A 16235-nucleotide genomic window follows, 5' to 3' on the forward strand; every position below is an offset into this window, starting at 1 on the left:
ACAAATTGATTGACGTACCTCAAATCACATTTTACCGTGATGAACAGGGGGAGTCGAAGATGAGTGGACCGACAGTTCATGACGTTGCGAAGGCGGCTCAGGTGAGCCTCGCCACTGTGGATCGTGTCTTGAACAATCGCGGTGGTGTGTCGTCCAAGGCCGAGGCAAAGGTCAAAGCTGCCGTTGCCCAGACCGGCTACGTGCGCAACATGGCCGCTGCAAATCTGTCGCGTCGTCGTGTTTATCGGTTCTGTTTCGTGGTCCCGTCTGGTGACACCGGTTTTGTTGCTTTGCTACAGGCCGCACTAGAGCGTGAACGCGACAGGTTGGTTGAAGAGCAAATCCTGATCCAGATCATTCCGACCCACGCGTTCGACGTGGCCGGACAGGTTGCAGCCTTGCGCAATCTTGACTGTGACGCCGTTGCGATCATGGCAAGTGAGGCACCAGAAATTCAGGAGGAAGTGAGCCGCCTGCGCGCGTCGGGCGTGCGGGTCGTCACCCTTGTTGCCGACCTTCCTCAATCCGATCGCGAGGCCTATGTGGGGCTTGATAACGTCGCTGCCGGGCGCACGGCTGCGGAATTCATGGGGCGCTTTCTGGGCGACTCTGGTGAGATTCTGATGATTGCGGGCTCGCTATCGTCCCGCGACCACAATGAACGCCTTATGGGGTTTCGACGGGTCATGCAGGAGCGTTTCCAGCACCTGACGCTCTTGCCAGCGGTCGAGGGCAATGACGACGCACAAAGTGTTGAAAGGCTGGTGTCCGAGGCATCCGCCGCGCGGCCCTTGGTTGGCATTTACGCCATTGGCGCGGGCAACAAGGGATTGGTGCGCGCCGTCCAAAAGGCTGATGCCAAACCCGTCACCATCGTTCACGAACTGACCCCGACATCGCGCCAGGGCTTACGCGACGGGACTATTGATTTGGTGCTGGACCAAGACACCTCCGCCGCCGTTGTGGCTGCTGTCCGGATCATGCGCGACCTGACCGAGGGGCGCGACTTGCCAGCAGACACAGGAAAAATCCGATTAAACATATTCAGCCGAGAGAACATCCAATGAGCAGATACTTCGCCGACATCGAACCCGTTACCTTTGGTGGACCTGACAGCACAGATCCGCTGGCGTTTCGCCACTATAATCCGACCGAGACTTTGGGTGACAAAACCATGGCCGAGCATCTGCGCTTTGCGGTTTGCTACTGGCACAACTTCGTCTGGGAAGGGAGCGATCCGTTCGGCGGGCAGACGTTCGAGCGCCCGTGGTTTCCGGCGGATACGATGGCGCTGGCCAAGCAAAAGGCCGACGACGCGTTCGACATGTTCCGCATCCTCGGGGTGCCGTATTTCTGCTTTCACGACCATGACGTCCGGCCAGAGGGCAGCAGCCTGCAAGAAAGCCACGACCGCCTGAACGAAATGGCGGACTACTTCGCCGAGAAAATGGCGAATGGCGGGCCGAAGCTGCTGTGGGGCACGGCCAACATGTTCTCGAACCGGCGGTATATGTCGGGAGCATCCACCAACCCGGACCCTGACGTGTTCGCCTATTGCGCCTCGACAGTGAAAAGCTGCATGGACGTCACCCACCGCCTGAATGGCGAAAACTACGTGCTGTGGGGCGGGCGCGAAGGGTACGAGACGCTGCTGAACACCGATCTGGACCGGGAGCTGGAACAGATGGGCCGTTTCCTGAGCATGGTGGTCGAGTACAAGCACAAGATCGGCTTCAAAGGCGCGATCCTGATCGAGCCAAAGCCGCAGGAGCCGACCAAACATCAGTACGACTACGACGTGGCCACGGTGTACGGGTTCCTCAAGCGGTTCGGGCTTGAGAACGAAGTGCAGGTGAATGTCGAGCAAGGCCATGCAATTTTGGCGGGCCACTCGTTCGAGCATGAGCTGGCGATGGCGCGGACGTTGGGGATTTTCGGCTCTATCGACATGAACCGCAATGATTACCAGTCGGGATGGGACACTGACCAGTTCCCGAACTCGCCGTCCGAGGCGGCGCTGGCTTACTATGAGGTATTGAAGGCGGGCGGGTTTACCACCGGCGGCACCAACTTCGACGCCAAATTGCGCCGACAATCCTTGGATGCCAGCGACCTGATTGCGGCCCATGTGGGCGGGATGGATGTCTGCGCGCGTGGCCTGAAATCGGCCCACGCCATGTTGGCGGACGATGCGTTGGAAGCCCCGCGCCGCGCCCGTTACGCAGGCTGGGAGAGTGACGCCGCGCAAGCGATGCTGGCCGAAGGCGCGACACTGGACGGGATTGCCGCAAAGGCCGAAGCCGCTGGCCTGAACCCGCAACCCGCATCGGGTCAACAGGAAAAACTTGAGAATATCGTCAACCGTTACGTGTGACGGCAAGGAGGAAGTTATGAAAACGATCAAAGGTCCAGCGCTGTTTCTAGCGCAGTTCGCAGGCGACGACGCGCCGTTCAACTCGTGGGATGCCATCAGCAAATGGGCGGCAGATTGTGGCTACAAAGGCGTGCAGGTTCCCAGCTGGGATGCGCGCATGATTGATTTGGACAAGGCCGCGGCCTCGAAAGGGTATTGCGAGGATTGGGCTGGCCAAGCGAAAGCCAACGGCGTTGAGGTCACCGAATTGTCGACCCACCTGCAAGGGCAGTTGGTCGCGGTGCATCCGGCCTATGACGACGCTTTCGACGGCTTTGCCGCTCCCGAAGTGCGCGGCAATCCGAAGGCGCGTCAAGAATGGGCTGTGGATCAGGTGAAGAAGGCGCTGTCCGCGTCGAAAAACCTCGGGATCGGTGCGCATGCGACGTTTTCGGGCGCGCTGGCGTGGCCTTATGTCTACCCTTGGCCGCAGCGGCCCGCAGGTCTGGTGGAGCAAGCCTTTGACGAATTGGCGAAGCGGTGGCTGCCGATCTTGGACCATGCCGAGGATTGCGGCGTTGACGTGTGCTACGAAATCCACCCCGGTGAAGACCTGCACGACGGTGTCACCTACGAGATGTTTCTGGAGCGCACAGGCAACCATGCGCGCGCCAACATGCTGTATGACCCATCGCATTATGTGCTGCAATGCATGGATTACATCGACAATATCGACATCTACAAAGACCGCATCCGCATGTTCCACGTCAAGGATGCGGAGTTCAACCCGACGGGGCGGCAGGGTGTCTATGGCGGATATCAATCGTGGGTCAACCGCGCGGGCCGGTTCCGGTCGCTTGGCGACGGGCAGGTCGATTTCGGGGCGGTGTTCTCGAAAATGGCCGCCAACGATTTCGACGGCTGGGCCGTGGTCGAATGGGAATGCGCGATCAAGCACCCAGAGGATGGCGCACGCGAAGGGGCGCAGTTCGTCAACGACCACATCGTCCGCGTGACGGAACGTGCGTTCGATGACTTTGCGGATGGCGGCGCGGATACGGCGTTGAACGCCAAGATGATGGGGATCACATCATGAAACCCATTCGGTTAGGCATGGTAGGCGGCGGTAATGACGCCTTTATCGGCGGGGTTCACCGCATCGCGTCGCGCATTGATGGGCGGTTTGAGTTGGTGGCCGGCGCGTTGTCCTCGACGGCCGAGAAGTCCAAGGCGTCGGGCGCGGCTTTGGGTCTGGACGCGGACCGCTGCTACGGTGATTTCACTGAGATGGCCAAGCGTGAAGCACGGTTGAAAAATGGCATTGAGGCTGTCGCGATCGTGACGCCCAACCACGTCCATTATCCTGCCGCGCGCGAGTTTCTGAAACGCGGCATCCATGTGATTTGCGACAAGCCGCTGACCTCGACCTTGGCAGACGCCAAGAAGCTGGTGGCGGCGGCGGAAAAGTCGAACGCGCAGTTCATTCTGACGCATAACTACACCGGCTACCCGATGGTGCGTCAAGCCCGCGCGATGGTTGCGGAGGGTCTGATCGGCGACATCCGCGTTGTGCAGGTGGAGTATCCGCAGGACTGGCTGACCGAGCCTTTGGAAGGCGAAGGCCTGAAGCAGGCAGAGTGGCGCACCGACCCCGCGCGCTCCGGCGCTGGCGGGTGTGTCGGTGATATCGGGACGCATGCCTACAATTTGGCAGGCTTCGTGACGGGGCTGAAACTGGACAGTCTGGCCGCCGACCTGACCAGCTTTGTGGAAGGTCGCAGGCTGGACGACAACGTGCATGTGATGCTGCGCTATCAAGGCGGAGCGAAGGGTATGTTGTGGTCGTCGCAGGTGGCTCCCGGCAACGAGAATGCGCTGAAGTTGCGGGTTTACGGCGACAAGGGCGGTTTGGAGTGGTCGCAGGAAGACCCGAACTATCTGTGGTTCACGCCTCACGGCGAGCCAAAACGCTTGCTGACCCGCAACGGGGCAGGGGCGCATGCTGCAAACCAAAGCACCTCGCGCATTCCGCCGGGCCACCCGGAAGGGTACCTTGAGGGGTTTGCGAACATCTACAACGAAGCCGCTGACGTGATCGTCGCCGCCCGTGACGGTGCCGCGCCGGATCACCTGTTGCCGACGGTTCATGATGGCCTCGACGGTGTGGTGTTCATTGACGCCTGCGTGTGGTCCTCTGCGCGCAATGCGGCGTGGGTTAAGATATGACCGAACCGCTCGCCCTGTCCCTGACCAAAATTTGTCGCAGCTTTGGACCCGTCCAAGTTCTGCACGACGTGGATATCACGCTGGCAGCGGGCGAGGTCCACGCGTTGATTGGCGAGAACGGTGCGGGTAAATCCACCACGATGAAAATCATGTCGGGTTATCTAGCACCGACGAGCGGGGCCGTTGCCCTGAACGACGCGCCGGTGTCTTTTGCCAATTCGCAAGACGCCGAGGCGCAGGGCGTGGTTCTGATCCATCAGGAATTCAACCTTGCGGAGCAGTTGAGCGTTGAGCAGAACATTTTCCTTGGGCACGAAAAAAAGCGCGGCTTCCTTTTGGATAAGGCGGCGATGCAGGCTGAGGCGCGCGCGTTACTAGCGCGTCTGAACTGTCAGGTTGATCCGTCAGCGCGTGTCAGCGACATCGCCAATGCCGACAAGCAAATGGTCGAGATCGCTAAGGCGCTGTCCCGTAATGCCCGTGTGTTGATCATGGATGAGCCAACTGCTGTCTTGACCGAGCGCGAGGCCGAAGTGCTGTTCGTTCAGGTTGAGCGGTTGAAAGCGGAAGGCGTTGCGATCCTGTTCACCTCTCACAAGCTGGACGAGGTGAAGCGGATTTCCGACCAGATCACCATTTTGCGCGACGGCCATGTCGTGTCCCAAGGCCCGACGAGCGACTACAACGAGGACCAGATGGCCGAGGCGATGGTCGGGCGCGATGTGTCCTCGCTGTATCCTGAGCGTACTGTGCCCATCGGATCCGATATCGCGCTAGAGGTCAAAGGGTTGTCGGTCGCGGGGTTTGCCCATGATATTTCGTTTACCTTGAAGAAGGGCGAAATTCTGGGGGTGTCCGGCCTGATCGGATCGGGCCGTACTGAGACGATGGAAGGGCTGGTAGGCCTGCGCTCAACGACGGGGGAGGTGCGGCTGAACGGCGAGGTTGTTCATCTCAAGTCGCCGCAACAGGCGCAGAAAGCGGGCATGTGCTATCTGACCGAGGATCGCAAAAGTCGTGGCTTGCTGCTGACCAAGGGCATGAGGGAAAACCTGACGCTGCAATGTTTGCCTGATTTCACCAATGTCCTGATTGATCAAAAGTCCGAAGATGCAGCTTTGACCAAAGCGATCGAGGATTTCGACATTCGCGCGCCTTCGCGTGACGTGGCCGTTGGCAACCTGTCGGGCGGCAACCAGCAAAAGCTGCTGATCGCCAAGGTCATGCTGGCCGACCCGGATATCGTCATCATCGACGAGCCGACGCGCGGCATCGATATCGGCACCAAGCAGCAGATATACGAATTCATTCACGCGCTCTCGGGGCAGGGCAAATCCATCATAGTTATCAGCTCCGAGATGCAAGAGGTCATCGGCCTCGCGGACCGCGTTCTGGTCATGCGCATGGGCCGCATTGCGGGTGAAGTTTCGGGCGCTGAATTGACTGAAGATAAAATCGTGCGGCTCGCTATGGGCCTGGACGTGAACAAAGAAGAGGCAGCGTAATGGCCACGGCAGACACAAACCCAAAACCCACCATGCGACTGGACCTGAAAGTCATGGGGCCGATTTTGGCTTTGGTCGTGCTGGTGGTCATCGGCGCGTTAATGAACGGCAACTTCCTGAGCGCGGGGAACATCACCAATGTACTGTCACGCTCGGCCTTTATCGGGATCATCGCTGTCGGCATGACTTTTGTGATCACCGCAGGCGGTCTGGATTTGTCGGTGGGGTCGATGGCGGCTTTTATTGCGGGCCTTATGATCCTTGTGATGAACGGGTTGCTGCCCGTTATGGGCGTTGGGTGGCCGCTTGTTTTCGTCGGAATGCTGACGGCCATCGTTGCGGGGACCGCCGCCGGTTTCATAAACGGCTTCCTTATCACAAACATGCGGATCGAGGCGTTTATTGTCACACTTGGCACCATGGGCATTTACCGTAGTCTTGTGACATGGCTGGCGGATGGCGGCACCCTGTCGCTTGATTTCGGGATGCGGGCGATCATCCGGCCAATTTATTTCGACGGCATCCTTGGTATTAGCTGGCCGATCATTGTGTTCGCCTTGGTGGCGATCCTTGGTGAGGTTGTCATGCGCCGCGGTGCGTTCGGGCGTCACGCCGCCGCCGTCGGGTCGAACGATCAGGTGGCGCGCTATTCATCCGTGAACGTGAACCGCGTGCGCATGATGACCTATGTCGGCTTGGGTGTATTGGTCGGGATCGCCACGATCATGTATGTGCCGCGACTGGGCTCTGCGTCTTCCAGCACTGGCGTACTTTGGGAGCTGGAGGCCATCGCCGCTGTGATCATTGGCGGCACCATGCTGAAAGGCGGATTTGGCCGCGTATGGGGCACTGTGATCGGCGTGCTGATCCTGTCCCTGATCGGGAACATATTGAACCTGACCGACGGGGTTTCACCCTACCTGAACGGTGCGGTCCAAGGCGTCATCATTATTCTTGCTGTGATCTTACAGCGCGACAAGAAGGCGGAGGGGTAAGACCCGTCGCATAAAACGAATGGTTAATAGGAGGAAAAAACCATGAAACTCACTCACTCATTTGGTGCATTCGCACTGGCTGCAACACTTGCGCTGCCAGCATTTGCGCAGGATACAAAAGTTATCGGCGTGTCCATTCCGGCAGCGACCCACGGCTGGGCCGGCGGCATGAACTTCCACGCACAGCAAGCTGTTGACCGGCTTGAGGCCGTCTATCCACAATTGGATTTCGTTCTGGCGACGGCATCCGACCCGGCGAAACAGGTCAACGACATCGAAGACATGATGGCGACCCGCAATATCGACGCCTTGGTCGTGCTGCCCTTTGAATCCGAGCCACTGACAAGCCCGGTCAAAGCCGTCGCTGACAGCGGCGCTTGGGTCACGGTTGTCGACCGTGGTCTGGCCATTGAAGGCATTGAGGACCTTTACGTTGCGGGAGACAATTCGGGCTTTGGTAAAGTGTCGGGCGAATACATGGTTTCGGCCATGCCCGATGGCGGCAAGATCGTTGCGTTCCGTGGCATCCCGACCAGCATCGACAATGAGCGCGTCGCCGGATTTGAAGCCGCAATCGAAGGCTCCGGCATCGAGATTATCGGCATGGAGCACGGAAACTGGAACCGCGATGACAGCTTTGTGGTCATGGAGGACTTCCTGTCCAAGCATGAGCAGATCGACGCCGTTTGGGCCTCTGACGACGACATGGCGATTGGTGTACTTGCCGCAATCGAAGCTGCAGGCCGCGACGACATCAAATTCGTTCTGGGCGGCGCTGGCATGAAGGAAATGATTGCGCGTACACGCGACGGCGACGTGATGATCCCTGCAAACGTCACCTATCCGCCTGCGATGATCGCAACAGCGATTGAAATGACAGCGGTTGGTCTGACGTCGACGGCACCAGTGTCCGGTACCTTCGTCATCGGCTCGGTTTTGATCACACAAGAGAACGCGGCCGAGTTCTACTACCCAGACAGCCCGTTCTAAGGCGAGACACGCAGCGGGGGGCCAGGTGGTTCCCCGCTGCAATTTTTGCGAAAATTATCGCGGCTGCGGACCGATCAAGGGGCCGTCAGCACCAATCCCCCTCAATCGACAAGCATAAACTCCGCTAGGGATTCCTAGGCGGGATGAAGTTCTGTTCTATCCAGTCGTTGGGGAGATTGCGGACCTCTGAGCGTTTTGGAGCGATTGTCGCTCAAAAGTGCAACCGGTTGCAAAATTGTTGAAACGCCTCTAAGGTGATTCAATAATTGGACAAACTACATCGGAGGACGCCGCCTTTATGTTGCAATTTGCGCTAAATCGCATGACGGCGCCGAATTTGCCGTTAGAGGACTTCTTCGATGTGGTGGGGGGCTTAGGCTGTTTAGGGGACGAATTGCGCAACGATCTTGCAACCGGTCTTTTTTATGCAGGTTGTGCCGAAAATGCAGCGCAGGGCATCGTTCCAATCCCGCAAGTGACCGGGACTGTTCCTGAAATTGAACTGTGCGCGGCAGACTATCGCACCGGAATTTCACGCTATCACCGACCCAAGAGCAAAGCTTTTGAAGTCAAAACGCTTCATCGAAACCGAATGTCGAGCACTGGCCGCATGAGGTGACGTTGAGCCAATCGCCCCTAAGGGGTCCCGGTTCTTTTTTCGCGTGTGCCGGGCACGTTTCTGGGAGGAAATCATGAAGAAACTACTACTTACCGCCGGCCTGACTGTCCTGATGGGCACTTCTGCGATGGCGCAGCAAATTGGCGTCTCTGTTGCACGTTTTGACGACAACGGACTGACAGTGATGCGCAACGGCATGACCGCACATGAAGAAGCGCTGGACGGTGTCAGCTTGCAAATCGAAGATGCCACAGACGACGTGGCAAAGCAGCTAGACCAGATCAACAACTTCATCGCCTCTGGCGTTGACGCGATCATCGTGAACGCTGTCGACACCAATGCGACCGAAGCGATGTCAGCCGCTGCGGCCTCTGCCGGTGTTCCGCTGGTCTATGTCAACCGCCAGCCGGTCAACATGGACACCTTGCCAGATGGTCAGGCATTTGTTGCCTCCAACGAGATCGAGTCCGGCACGCTGGCCGCGTTCCGCATGTGTCAAGACCTGCGCGCGCAGGGCAAATCGGGCGGTGCCAAAGCATATATGCTGATGGGTCAGCTTTCCAACCAAGCAGCTGTTCAGCGTTCGAAAGACTTCGAAGATGTCATCGGCATGGACATGTGCAATTTCATCACGCTGATCGACAAGCAGACCGCCGAATGGTCCCGTGACAAAGCATCCGACTTGATGACCAACTGGATTTCCTCTGGCGAGCCGTTTGATGCTGTGTTCGGCAACAATGACGAAATGGCAATCGGAGCAATTCAGGCTATGAAAGCTGCGGGCATTTCCATGGATGATGTCGTGGTGGGTGGCGTTGACGCGACTTCTGATGCGCTGGTTGCGATGCAAGCCGGTGATCTGGACGTCACCGTGTTTCAGGACCTTGCAGGTCAGGGGGCAGGTTCCATTGATACCGCGCTCAAGCTGATCAAGGGCGAAGACGTCGACAAAACAGTCTTCATCCCGTTCAAGCTGGTCACGCCTGAAAATATCGACAGCTTTCTGAACTAAGCGTTCGGAATTAGACACGATTTGCAGGGCAGTCAGCGGATTGCCCTGCAAAGCCGACAAACCTCATGACCAACAGATTTAAGGGGAGCTGACCCATGTCAGATACAAGCCACGGGACAGGCGGGCTGACTTTCGACAAGTCCAAGCGCCAATGGCCGAACGAGTTGAATGTTCTGGCCGCGCTTTTTCTGATTATCGGAATCTTTGAGGTGCTCGGCGCTATCTTCGTCGGACAGAGTCTTCTGTTCGATAGCAACGACCGCTTTGACAGCATCTTCAACGAGCAGCGTTTGCGGATCATCATCATTCAAGTCGCCATTGTGGGCATTATCGCCCTTGGCGTGACGCAGGTGATCATCACGGCTGGTATTGATCTGTCGTCCGGTTCCGTACTGGGTGCGACCGCGATGATCGCGATGAGTTTCGCGCAGGTGTCGGTCGTGAACGGCAACCCCAACCCCAAAGCGATCTTTGGTCCGGCGTTTCTGGATCTGCCTGTGATTGTGCCCATATTTGTGGGGCTTGGATGCGGGATATTGGCAGGGATCATCAACGGTATCCTTGTGGCGTATTCCCGCATTCCCCCATTTATTGCGACCCTCGGCATGATGCTCTTTGCGCGCGGCGTTGCGCAGTGGTGGTCCAGTGGCAACCCTGTTTCCTTTCCCACCGAGAGCTATGCCAAGATCGGTGCCGGCATGATGCCCGTGATCATCTTCCTTGCATTGGCCGTGCTGTTCCACCTTGTCATGAACTACACGATTTATGGCAAGCACACTTACGCCATCGGCTCGAACGAGGCCGCGGCAAGGATGTCCGGGATCAACGTGCCGCGCCATCTGGTTTTGGTCTACGCGATTGCGGGCATGCTGGCCGGTTTATCTGCGGTGATCCTGACCTCCAAAAACCTGACCGCGCAGTCGGGCATGGGTCTGTCCTATGAACTGGATGCGATTGCCATGGCGGTTATTGGCGGCGTGTCCCTGTTTGGCGGGCGCGGGTCAATTATCGGCACAGTGATCGGAGCCCTGATCATCGGGGTCATCACGTCCGGCTTCACTTTCCTGCGCTTGGGTGCGTTCTATCAGGAAATGGTGCTTGGGTGCATTATCGTGGGTGCGGTTGCACTTGATCAATGGCAGCAAAAACGCGCTGCAGCAAAAGCTTAAGGAAGGGGTCTAAAGATGTCGGATACTATTCTGGAAACCTCGGACCTGACCAAGCATTACGGCGGGGTCCATGCCCTGGAGGGGGCGAACTTCGTTCTCAAGCGTGGGGAACATGTCGCCATCATGGGTGACAACGGCGCGGGCAAATCCACATTCGTTCGCCAGATCACAGGTGTCGAACAGCGCACTCGTGGCACGGTTGTCTTTGATGGCGAGAAGGTCAATTTTGCAGGACCGTTGGACGCCCGCGAAGCTGGCATTGAAACGGTGTTTCAAACCCTTGCGCTGGCCGATGATCTGAACGTGCCTGACAACTTGTTCCTGGGCCGCGAAAAGACGAAATGGAACTTTCTAGGGCCCTTCCGTGTGCTGGATTACAAAGCGATGCGTGCAGACACCATTGCCGGTCTTGAAAAGACAGGCGTCAAAATTCCCAACATCAAAAACACCATTGCCAACATGTCGGGCGGTCAGCGCCAATGCGTGGCCATTGCGCGCACGGCCACGTTTGCAAGCAAGCTGACCATCATGGACGAGCCCACCGCGGCCTTGGGCGTGCAGGAGACCGCGCAGGTGGAGAACATCATCCGCACCCTAAAAGAGCAGGGCGAGAGCTTGATCCTTGTTTCCCACAATATGCGGCAGGTATTTGATCTGGTTGACCGGATTATCGTGTTTCGTAGGGGGCGTATGGTCGCCAATCTCAACAAGGAGGACACCAACGGCGAGGATGTGGTGTCCTACATCACAGGGGCAAAAACGGGCGCGGAGTATGAAGGTGCGGCTTAAGCTGTTCGATCTGGATATTCCGTTCTTTCTTCCCGTATGGCGGCGGGTTCTGGCGGTTACCATTCCTGCGCTATGGGGGGTGTTCGAATTCTCGTCGGGCGCTGCGCTTTGGGGTGTGATCTTCTGGGGTATGGCCGGAATAGCGGCCTGGAAATTCTGGACCGCTGACTGGTCAGCGGTCGCAGCAATGGATAAGGATACATAACACTGGACTGGGGGGCATAATTTGGCGGTCACGCTCAAAGACGTTGCAGAGCGCGCAGGCGTTTCCCGCTCCGCTGTTTCCCGCACCTTTACCGAGGGTGCATCGGTATCGGAAAAAACCCGATCGAAGGTTCAAAAGGCTGCTGACGCTTTGGGCTATAGCCCGAATGCACTGGCGTCATCGTTGACAACTGGCCGAACCAAATTGATCGGGCTGGTTTCCAACAATTTTCACAACCCTATATTTTTGGAAGTATTCGACGGGTTCACCAAGGGGTTGCAAGCCCGTGGTTTGAGGCCATTGCTGGTCAACCTCACGGATGAGGTCAGTCCGGAAAACTCGATCCGTATGCTGCGCGCCTATTCGGTCGATGGCGTCATAGTCGCGTCTTCCACCTTGCCCGCCAGCTTTGCCGAAGCCTTTAAAGATGCGGGCGTCCCGGTGGTCCATTCCTTTGGCCGTCAGTCGGCAAGCCCCAAGGTCAATGTGCTCGGGATCGACAATATCGAAGCGGGCCGGTTGGCCGCAACGACGCTTCTTGCCCGAGGTTACAAACGCGTGGCCTTTATGGGGGGGCCGAAAACCGCGACCTCGACACAGGACCGTCTGAAGGGTTTTGAGGAGGTTATAACAGCCGCGCCGGATGTCGGGCTGTCGGTGAGTTTCGCCAGCAACTATTCTTTCGATGCTGGGCGCACAGAGATGACCCAATTGCTGCAATCCAACCCTGCCGAAGCGTATTTTTGCGGTGATGATGTGCTGTCCATCGGCGCGTTGTCTTCCATTCAAAGTGCCGGAAAAAGAGTTCCCGAAGACATTGGCGTCATTGGTCTGAACGACATGGAAATGGCTGGTTGGCAGAATATCAACCTGACGACGATCCATAACCCGATAAAGCAGATCATCGCTTCTTCGATTGAGCTGATTGAATCGTCGTTGAACGATGACACGCGCTACCCCGAAGCGCGACTGTTCGCGTGTCACGTGGTCGAGCGCGGAACCTTGCGCCCGCTACCACAGCCCTAGGTTGTGATCCTAAGGCTGTGGCTTGAGGTCGCTTTATCTGAACATCGGCGGGCGTGCGTCCAGCCAGATTCCGTCTTTCTTACCCGACTCTGCAACGGCATAGACCGCCGCCATTGACCGCAGGCCATCTTCAGCCCTCGGATAGAGATTGGCCGCCGGATCCATGTCGCGACCTTCCTTGCGCGCGGTGATCGCTTCGGCCAGATCGGTATAGATATTGGCGAAGGCCAGCGGCATCCCTTCGGCATGACCAATGGTGACGCGGGTGGTTCGGTCAGCTTCGGGCGAAAGGTTCGCCTCGCCCCGCTCGATGATTTGAAGTCGTTCACCAAGAGGCATGTAGTAGAGTTGGTTCGGGTGCTCTTGCGACCAGCGCAATCCTCCGGTTTCGCCAAAAACCTGAATGCTGAGGCCGTGTTGGCGGCCAATGGCGATGGAACTGGTCCAGAGCCGCCCAACCGCACCGCCATCCATGCGGAAGTTTACCATCGCGTCATCTTCGAGCGTGCGAACGTCGATACATGAAACGGTATCTGCTGCCAGTTTGGTCACTTCCTGACCAGTCACGAAGCTGGCCATGTGCATCGCGTGGATACCACAATCAGCGAACTGAGCGGACACCCCAGCTTGAGCCGGATCATACCGCCAGCGGACGCGGGGGTTGTCGGCATCGGCTGCGTCGGCGTGGTGTCCATGGGCGAATTCGGCGTTGACCAGCCGGACCTTGCCGATGTCACCACGGGCGACCATTGCTTTCATGTGGCGAACCAGAGAATAGCCCGTGTAGCCGTAGTTGACCGCGCAGATGTTGCCTGTTGTTCGGGCAATTTTAACGATCTCTTCGCCTTCCTCCACCGTCATGGTCATGGGTTTTTCACACAGCACGTGAAAGCCGTTTTCCAAGAACGCTTTGGTGATTTCGAAGTGGGTCGAATTTGGTGTCGCAACTGTCACTAGATCAACGCGGTCATCACGCTTTTTCTCGGCACTCAGCATGTCTTGCCAGCCACCGTAGGCACGATCGCCAAGGCCCAGACTTTTGCCGTAGTCGATGCCTTCTTGTGGCCGGTGGTCAAGCGCACCCGCAGTGAACTCGAACAGGCTATCAAGTCCGGAGCCAAGCCTGTGTGCCGGTCCGATCTGGCTGCCTTCGCCGCCACCAATCATGCCCCATTTTAGTTTCTTCATGGCATATGTCTTTCGCTAAAATCTATCTTGCAGGTTTTGTATTCGGGCAAATGTCGCGTTTTCCTAGAACCCGATGCTTTCGAGGTATTTGCGGTTGCTTTCCGCGTCTTCCAACGGGGTGCCGGGCATCGATGGGTCGCAATCCTGCTCGACAGTGCACCAACCTTCGAAACCAGCATCGAGCAGCACTTGCCGCACAGCCGGGAAGTCGACGTCGCCTTGGCCGAGGTTGCAGAAAATCCCCTGACCGCAGGCTTTGTAGAAGTCGGTGCGCTTGTCGACCACGTCAGCCTTTACCGCGGGATTAATGTCTTTGAAGTGCATGTAGCTGATCCGGTCGACATGGCGCTTCATGAACGCGACGGGGTCGAAGCCCGCATAGGAGTGGTGGCCGGTGTCAAAGCAAATTTTCAGGATGCTTTCGTCGACCTCTGACAACAACCGCTCCAGCTCGGGTTCGAAATCCATGAACCCGCCTGCGTGGGCGTGTATGCCGACGGTGAGCCCGTATTCTTCCGTTCCCATTCTGGCGATCGCTGCGATCCGATCGCGGAATGCTGCCCATTCCGCATCTTCCATTTGTTCAGCCTCGTCCGCACGACCTGCCGTGGGTGCGCGACGCGGGGAGATGCTATCAATCAGCACCAGATGCTTCGCCCCGTGCGCAACAAGCGCCTTGCAGGTCCGAACGGAGGCGTCCATGACCTCATCCCACTTCGCCGCATCATGGAAGGGCCGAAAAACCACCCCGCCGATGATACCAAGGTCGTTCTTGGCCAGCTCATCGGCCAAAATGGCGGGGTCTTCCGGCATGTAGCCGATGGGTCCAAGCTCGATCCCTTTATACCCGGCCTTGGCACATTGCTGCAGGACGGATTGCCAAGATGGGTAGGCTGGATCGGACGCAAACTCGATGCCCCATGAACAGGGCGCGTTACCTATTTTGATCATAGTCTTGAACCTTATCAGTAGTCTTTGAGCGTGACCCAAGCCTGCTTCTGGCTGGAATCAAGCGCAGCCATAACGACGCGATTGACCTCCATACCTTCGGCAAAGGTGGGCCAGATTGGACGGTTTTCGTGGATCGCGCGCAGGAAATCACGCGCCTCGATGATGATTTGGTCTTGGTAGCCAGTGCCATGACCCGGCCCCTGACAGAATGGCAGGTAATCCGGATGGGCAGGGCCGGTCAGGATTTTGCGGAAACCGCGTTCAGCCTCCGGCCCGTCCATTGTGTAGAGGTGGAGCGCATTCTGGTCTTCCTGATCGAAGCGGATGGCCCCTTTGGTTCCATGGATCTCGTAGGCGTAGCCCATTTTGCGACCTGTCGCGACACGGCTAAAGAACAAGTGCCCCTGCGCGCCACTGTCAAAGCGGACCATCATCTGGGCTTGGTCATCGTTGGTGACAGGCACGTCGCCACGCGTCTTGTGCACGGTTTCAACCGATGCGCATAGCGCTGCAATTGGCCCGATAATCGCCCGCGCTGCGTTGATCATGTGCGGGGCCAAATCCCCCATGGTACCATTCGCGTCGCCATCTGTTCGCCACGAAGCTGGTGCTTTCGGGTCGGCATAGAAATCTTCTGTGTGCTCGCCGCGAAACCATGTGATGTCGCCGATGCGCCCGTCCGCTACCAGCTGTCGGGCATATTGAGAGGCAGGTGTGCGGATGTAGTTGAAGCCGACCATGTTTATCGCACCTGCGCGCTCTGCGGCGGCGACCATGGCGCGGCTGTCTGACAGATCGGCGCCCAGCGGTTTTTCGCAAAACACGGGCTTGCCTAGGGCAAAGGCGGCTTCGGCAATTTCGCGATGGGTTTCTTGTGGCGAGGCGATAATAACTGCATCAATGTCGGGGTCGTTAACCAACACCCGCCAGTCGGTTGTTGCGCGGGCGAATCCGAACGATTTGCGGTACCGCTCAGCTGACTCCTCGGACCTTGCGCAAACCATCTCCAACTTGGGCCGGAGAGGTGTATCGAACACGCCGCCAACGGCTGAATAGGCTACAGCATGCGCCTTGCCCATATAGCCCCCGCCGACAATCCCGACCTTCAATTCCGTCATTGCAACGTCCTTCTCAAAAAACCGATTGCAACCGGTTGCAAAATGCGTAACCTTGTTTGGCACAGGTGGTCAATAAGAAATGTAGCCCA

At 57.6% G+C, this 16235-nt stretch carries 16 protein-coding genes; 13 read left to right on the forward strand and 3 right to left on the reverse strand.

Annotated elements, in window-relative coordinates:
- The first annotated feature begins 59 nt into the window (after positions 1 to 59).
- From BUB72_RS17235 to BUB72_RS17295, 13 genes are all read left to right on the forward strand, one after another.
- Positions 60 to 1067, forward strand: coding sequence for a LacI family DNA-binding transcriptional regulator (locus BUB72_RS17235; protein WP_073146097.1), 1008 nt, complete (start codon positions 60 to 62; stop codon positions 1065 to 1067).
- On the forward strand, positions 1064 to 2374 hold the full coding sequence (gene xylA / locus BUB72_RS17240; protein WP_073146098.1) for a xylose isomerase: 1311 nt from the start codon (positions 1064 to 1066) through the stop codon (positions 2372 to 2374). The genes BUB72_RS17235 and xylA overlap by 4 nt, the downstream gene beginning before the upstream one ends.
- Positions 2375 to 2390: 16 nt before the next feature.
- Complete coding sequence (locus BUB72_RS17245) at positions 2391 to 3449, forward strand: sugar phosphate isomerase/epimerase family protein (RefSeq protein WP_073146099.1); 1059 nt, start codon at positions 2391 to 2393, stop codon at positions 3447 to 3449.
- On the forward strand, positions 3446 to 4579 hold the full coding sequence (locus BUB72_RS17250; protein WP_073146100.1) for a Gfo/Idh/MocA family protein: 1134 nt from the start codon (positions 3446 to 3448) through the stop codon (positions 4577 to 4579). The genes BUB72_RS17245 and BUB72_RS17250 overlap by 4 nt, the downstream gene beginning before the upstream one ends.
- Positions 4576 to 6084: a sugar ABC transporter ATP-binding protein gene (locus BUB72_RS17255; RefSeq protein ID WP_073146101.1), complete on the forward strand. Its 1509-nt coding sequence runs from the start codon at positions 4576 to 4578 to the stop codon at positions 6082 to 6084. The genes BUB72_RS17250 and BUB72_RS17255 overlap by 4 nt, the downstream gene beginning before the upstream one ends.
- A complete protein-coding gene (locus BUB72_RS17260; protein WP_073146102.1) occupies positions 6084 to 7079 on the forward strand; it encodes an ABC transporter permease in 996 nt (331 codons plus the stop codon). Before BUB72_RS17255 ends, BUB72_RS17260 begins: the two co-directional genes overlap by 1 nt.
- Positions 7080 to 7121: 42 nt before the next feature.
- A complete protein-coding gene (locus BUB72_RS17265) occupies positions 7122 to 8069 on the forward strand; it encodes an ABC transporter substrate-binding protein (protein WP_073146103.1) in 948 nt (315 codons plus the stop codon).
- 298 nt (positions 8070 to 8367) lie between these two features.
- Complete coding sequence (locus BUB72_RS17270; RefSeq protein WP_073146104.1) at positions 8368 to 8688, forward strand: hypothetical protein; 321 nt, start codon at positions 8368 to 8370, stop codon at positions 8686 to 8688.
- 73 nt (positions 8689 to 8761) lie between these two features.
- Positions 8762 to 9700 (forward strand): substrate-binding domain-containing protein, encoded by a 939-nt coding sequence (locus tag BUB72_RS17275; RefSeq protein ID WP_073146105.1) that lies wholly within the window; start codon positions 8762 to 8764, stop codon positions 9698 to 9700.
- A gap of 95 nt (positions 9701 to 9795) precedes the next feature.
- A complete protein-coding gene (locus tag BUB72_RS17280) occupies positions 9796 to 10869 on the forward strand; it encodes an ABC transporter permease (RefSeq protein WP_073146106.1) in 1074 nt (357 codons plus the stop codon).
- A gap of 15 nt (positions 10870 to 10884) precedes the next feature.
- Positions 10885 to 11658, forward strand: a complete 774-nt coding sequence (locus BUB72_RS17285; protein WP_073146107.1) for an ATP-binding cassette domain-containing protein — start codon at positions 10885 to 10887, stop codon at positions 11656 to 11658.
- Positions 11642 to 11863 (forward strand): hypothetical protein, encoded by a 222-nt coding sequence (locus BUB72_RS17290; protein ID WP_217653871.1) that lies wholly within the window; start codon positions 11642 to 11644, stop codon positions 11861 to 11863. The genes BUB72_RS17285 and BUB72_RS17290 overlap by 17 nt, the downstream gene beginning before the upstream one ends.
- Positions 11864 to 11884: 21 nt before the next feature.
- Positions 11885 to 12889: a LacI family DNA-binding transcriptional regulator gene (locus BUB72_RS17295; RefSeq protein ID WP_073146108.1), complete on the forward strand. Its 1005-nt coding sequence runs from the start codon at positions 11885 to 11887 to the stop codon at positions 12887 to 12889.
- 33 nt (positions 12890 to 12922) lie between these two features.
- Here BUB72_RS17295 and BUB72_RS17300 read toward each other — a convergent pair whose 3' ends face one another.
- The 3 genes from BUB72_RS17300 to BUB72_RS17310 form a co-directional block, all read right to left on the reverse strand.
- Positions 12923 to 14077, reverse strand: a complete 1155-nt coding sequence (locus tag BUB72_RS17300) for a Gfo/Idh/MocA family protein (RefSeq protein WP_073146109.1) — start codon at positions 14075 to 14077, stop codon at positions 12923 to 12925.
- A 63-nt stretch (positions 14078 to 14140) separates the two neighbouring features.
- Positions 14141 to 15028, reverse strand: coding sequence for a sugar phosphate isomerase/epimerase family protein (locus tag BUB72_RS17305; protein WP_073146110.1), 888 nt, complete (start codon positions 15026 to 15028; stop codon positions 14141 to 14143).
- A 14-nt stretch (positions 15029 to 15042) separates the two neighbouring features.
- Positions 15043 to 16146 carry a Gfo/Idh/MocA family protein gene (locus BUB72_RS17310; protein ID WP_073146111.1) on the reverse strand — a complete coding sequence of 368 codons (1104 nt, stop codon included), beginning with the start codon at positions 16144 to 16146 and terminating at the stop codon, positions 15043 to 15045.
- Positions 16147 to 16235 lie beyond the last annotated feature (89 nt).

This window comes from Litoreibacter ascidiaceicola (assembly GCF_900129235.1).
GTDB lineage: Bacteria > Pseudomonadota > Alphaproteobacteria > Rhodobacterales > Rhodobacteraceae > Litoreibacter > Litoreibacter ascidiaceicola.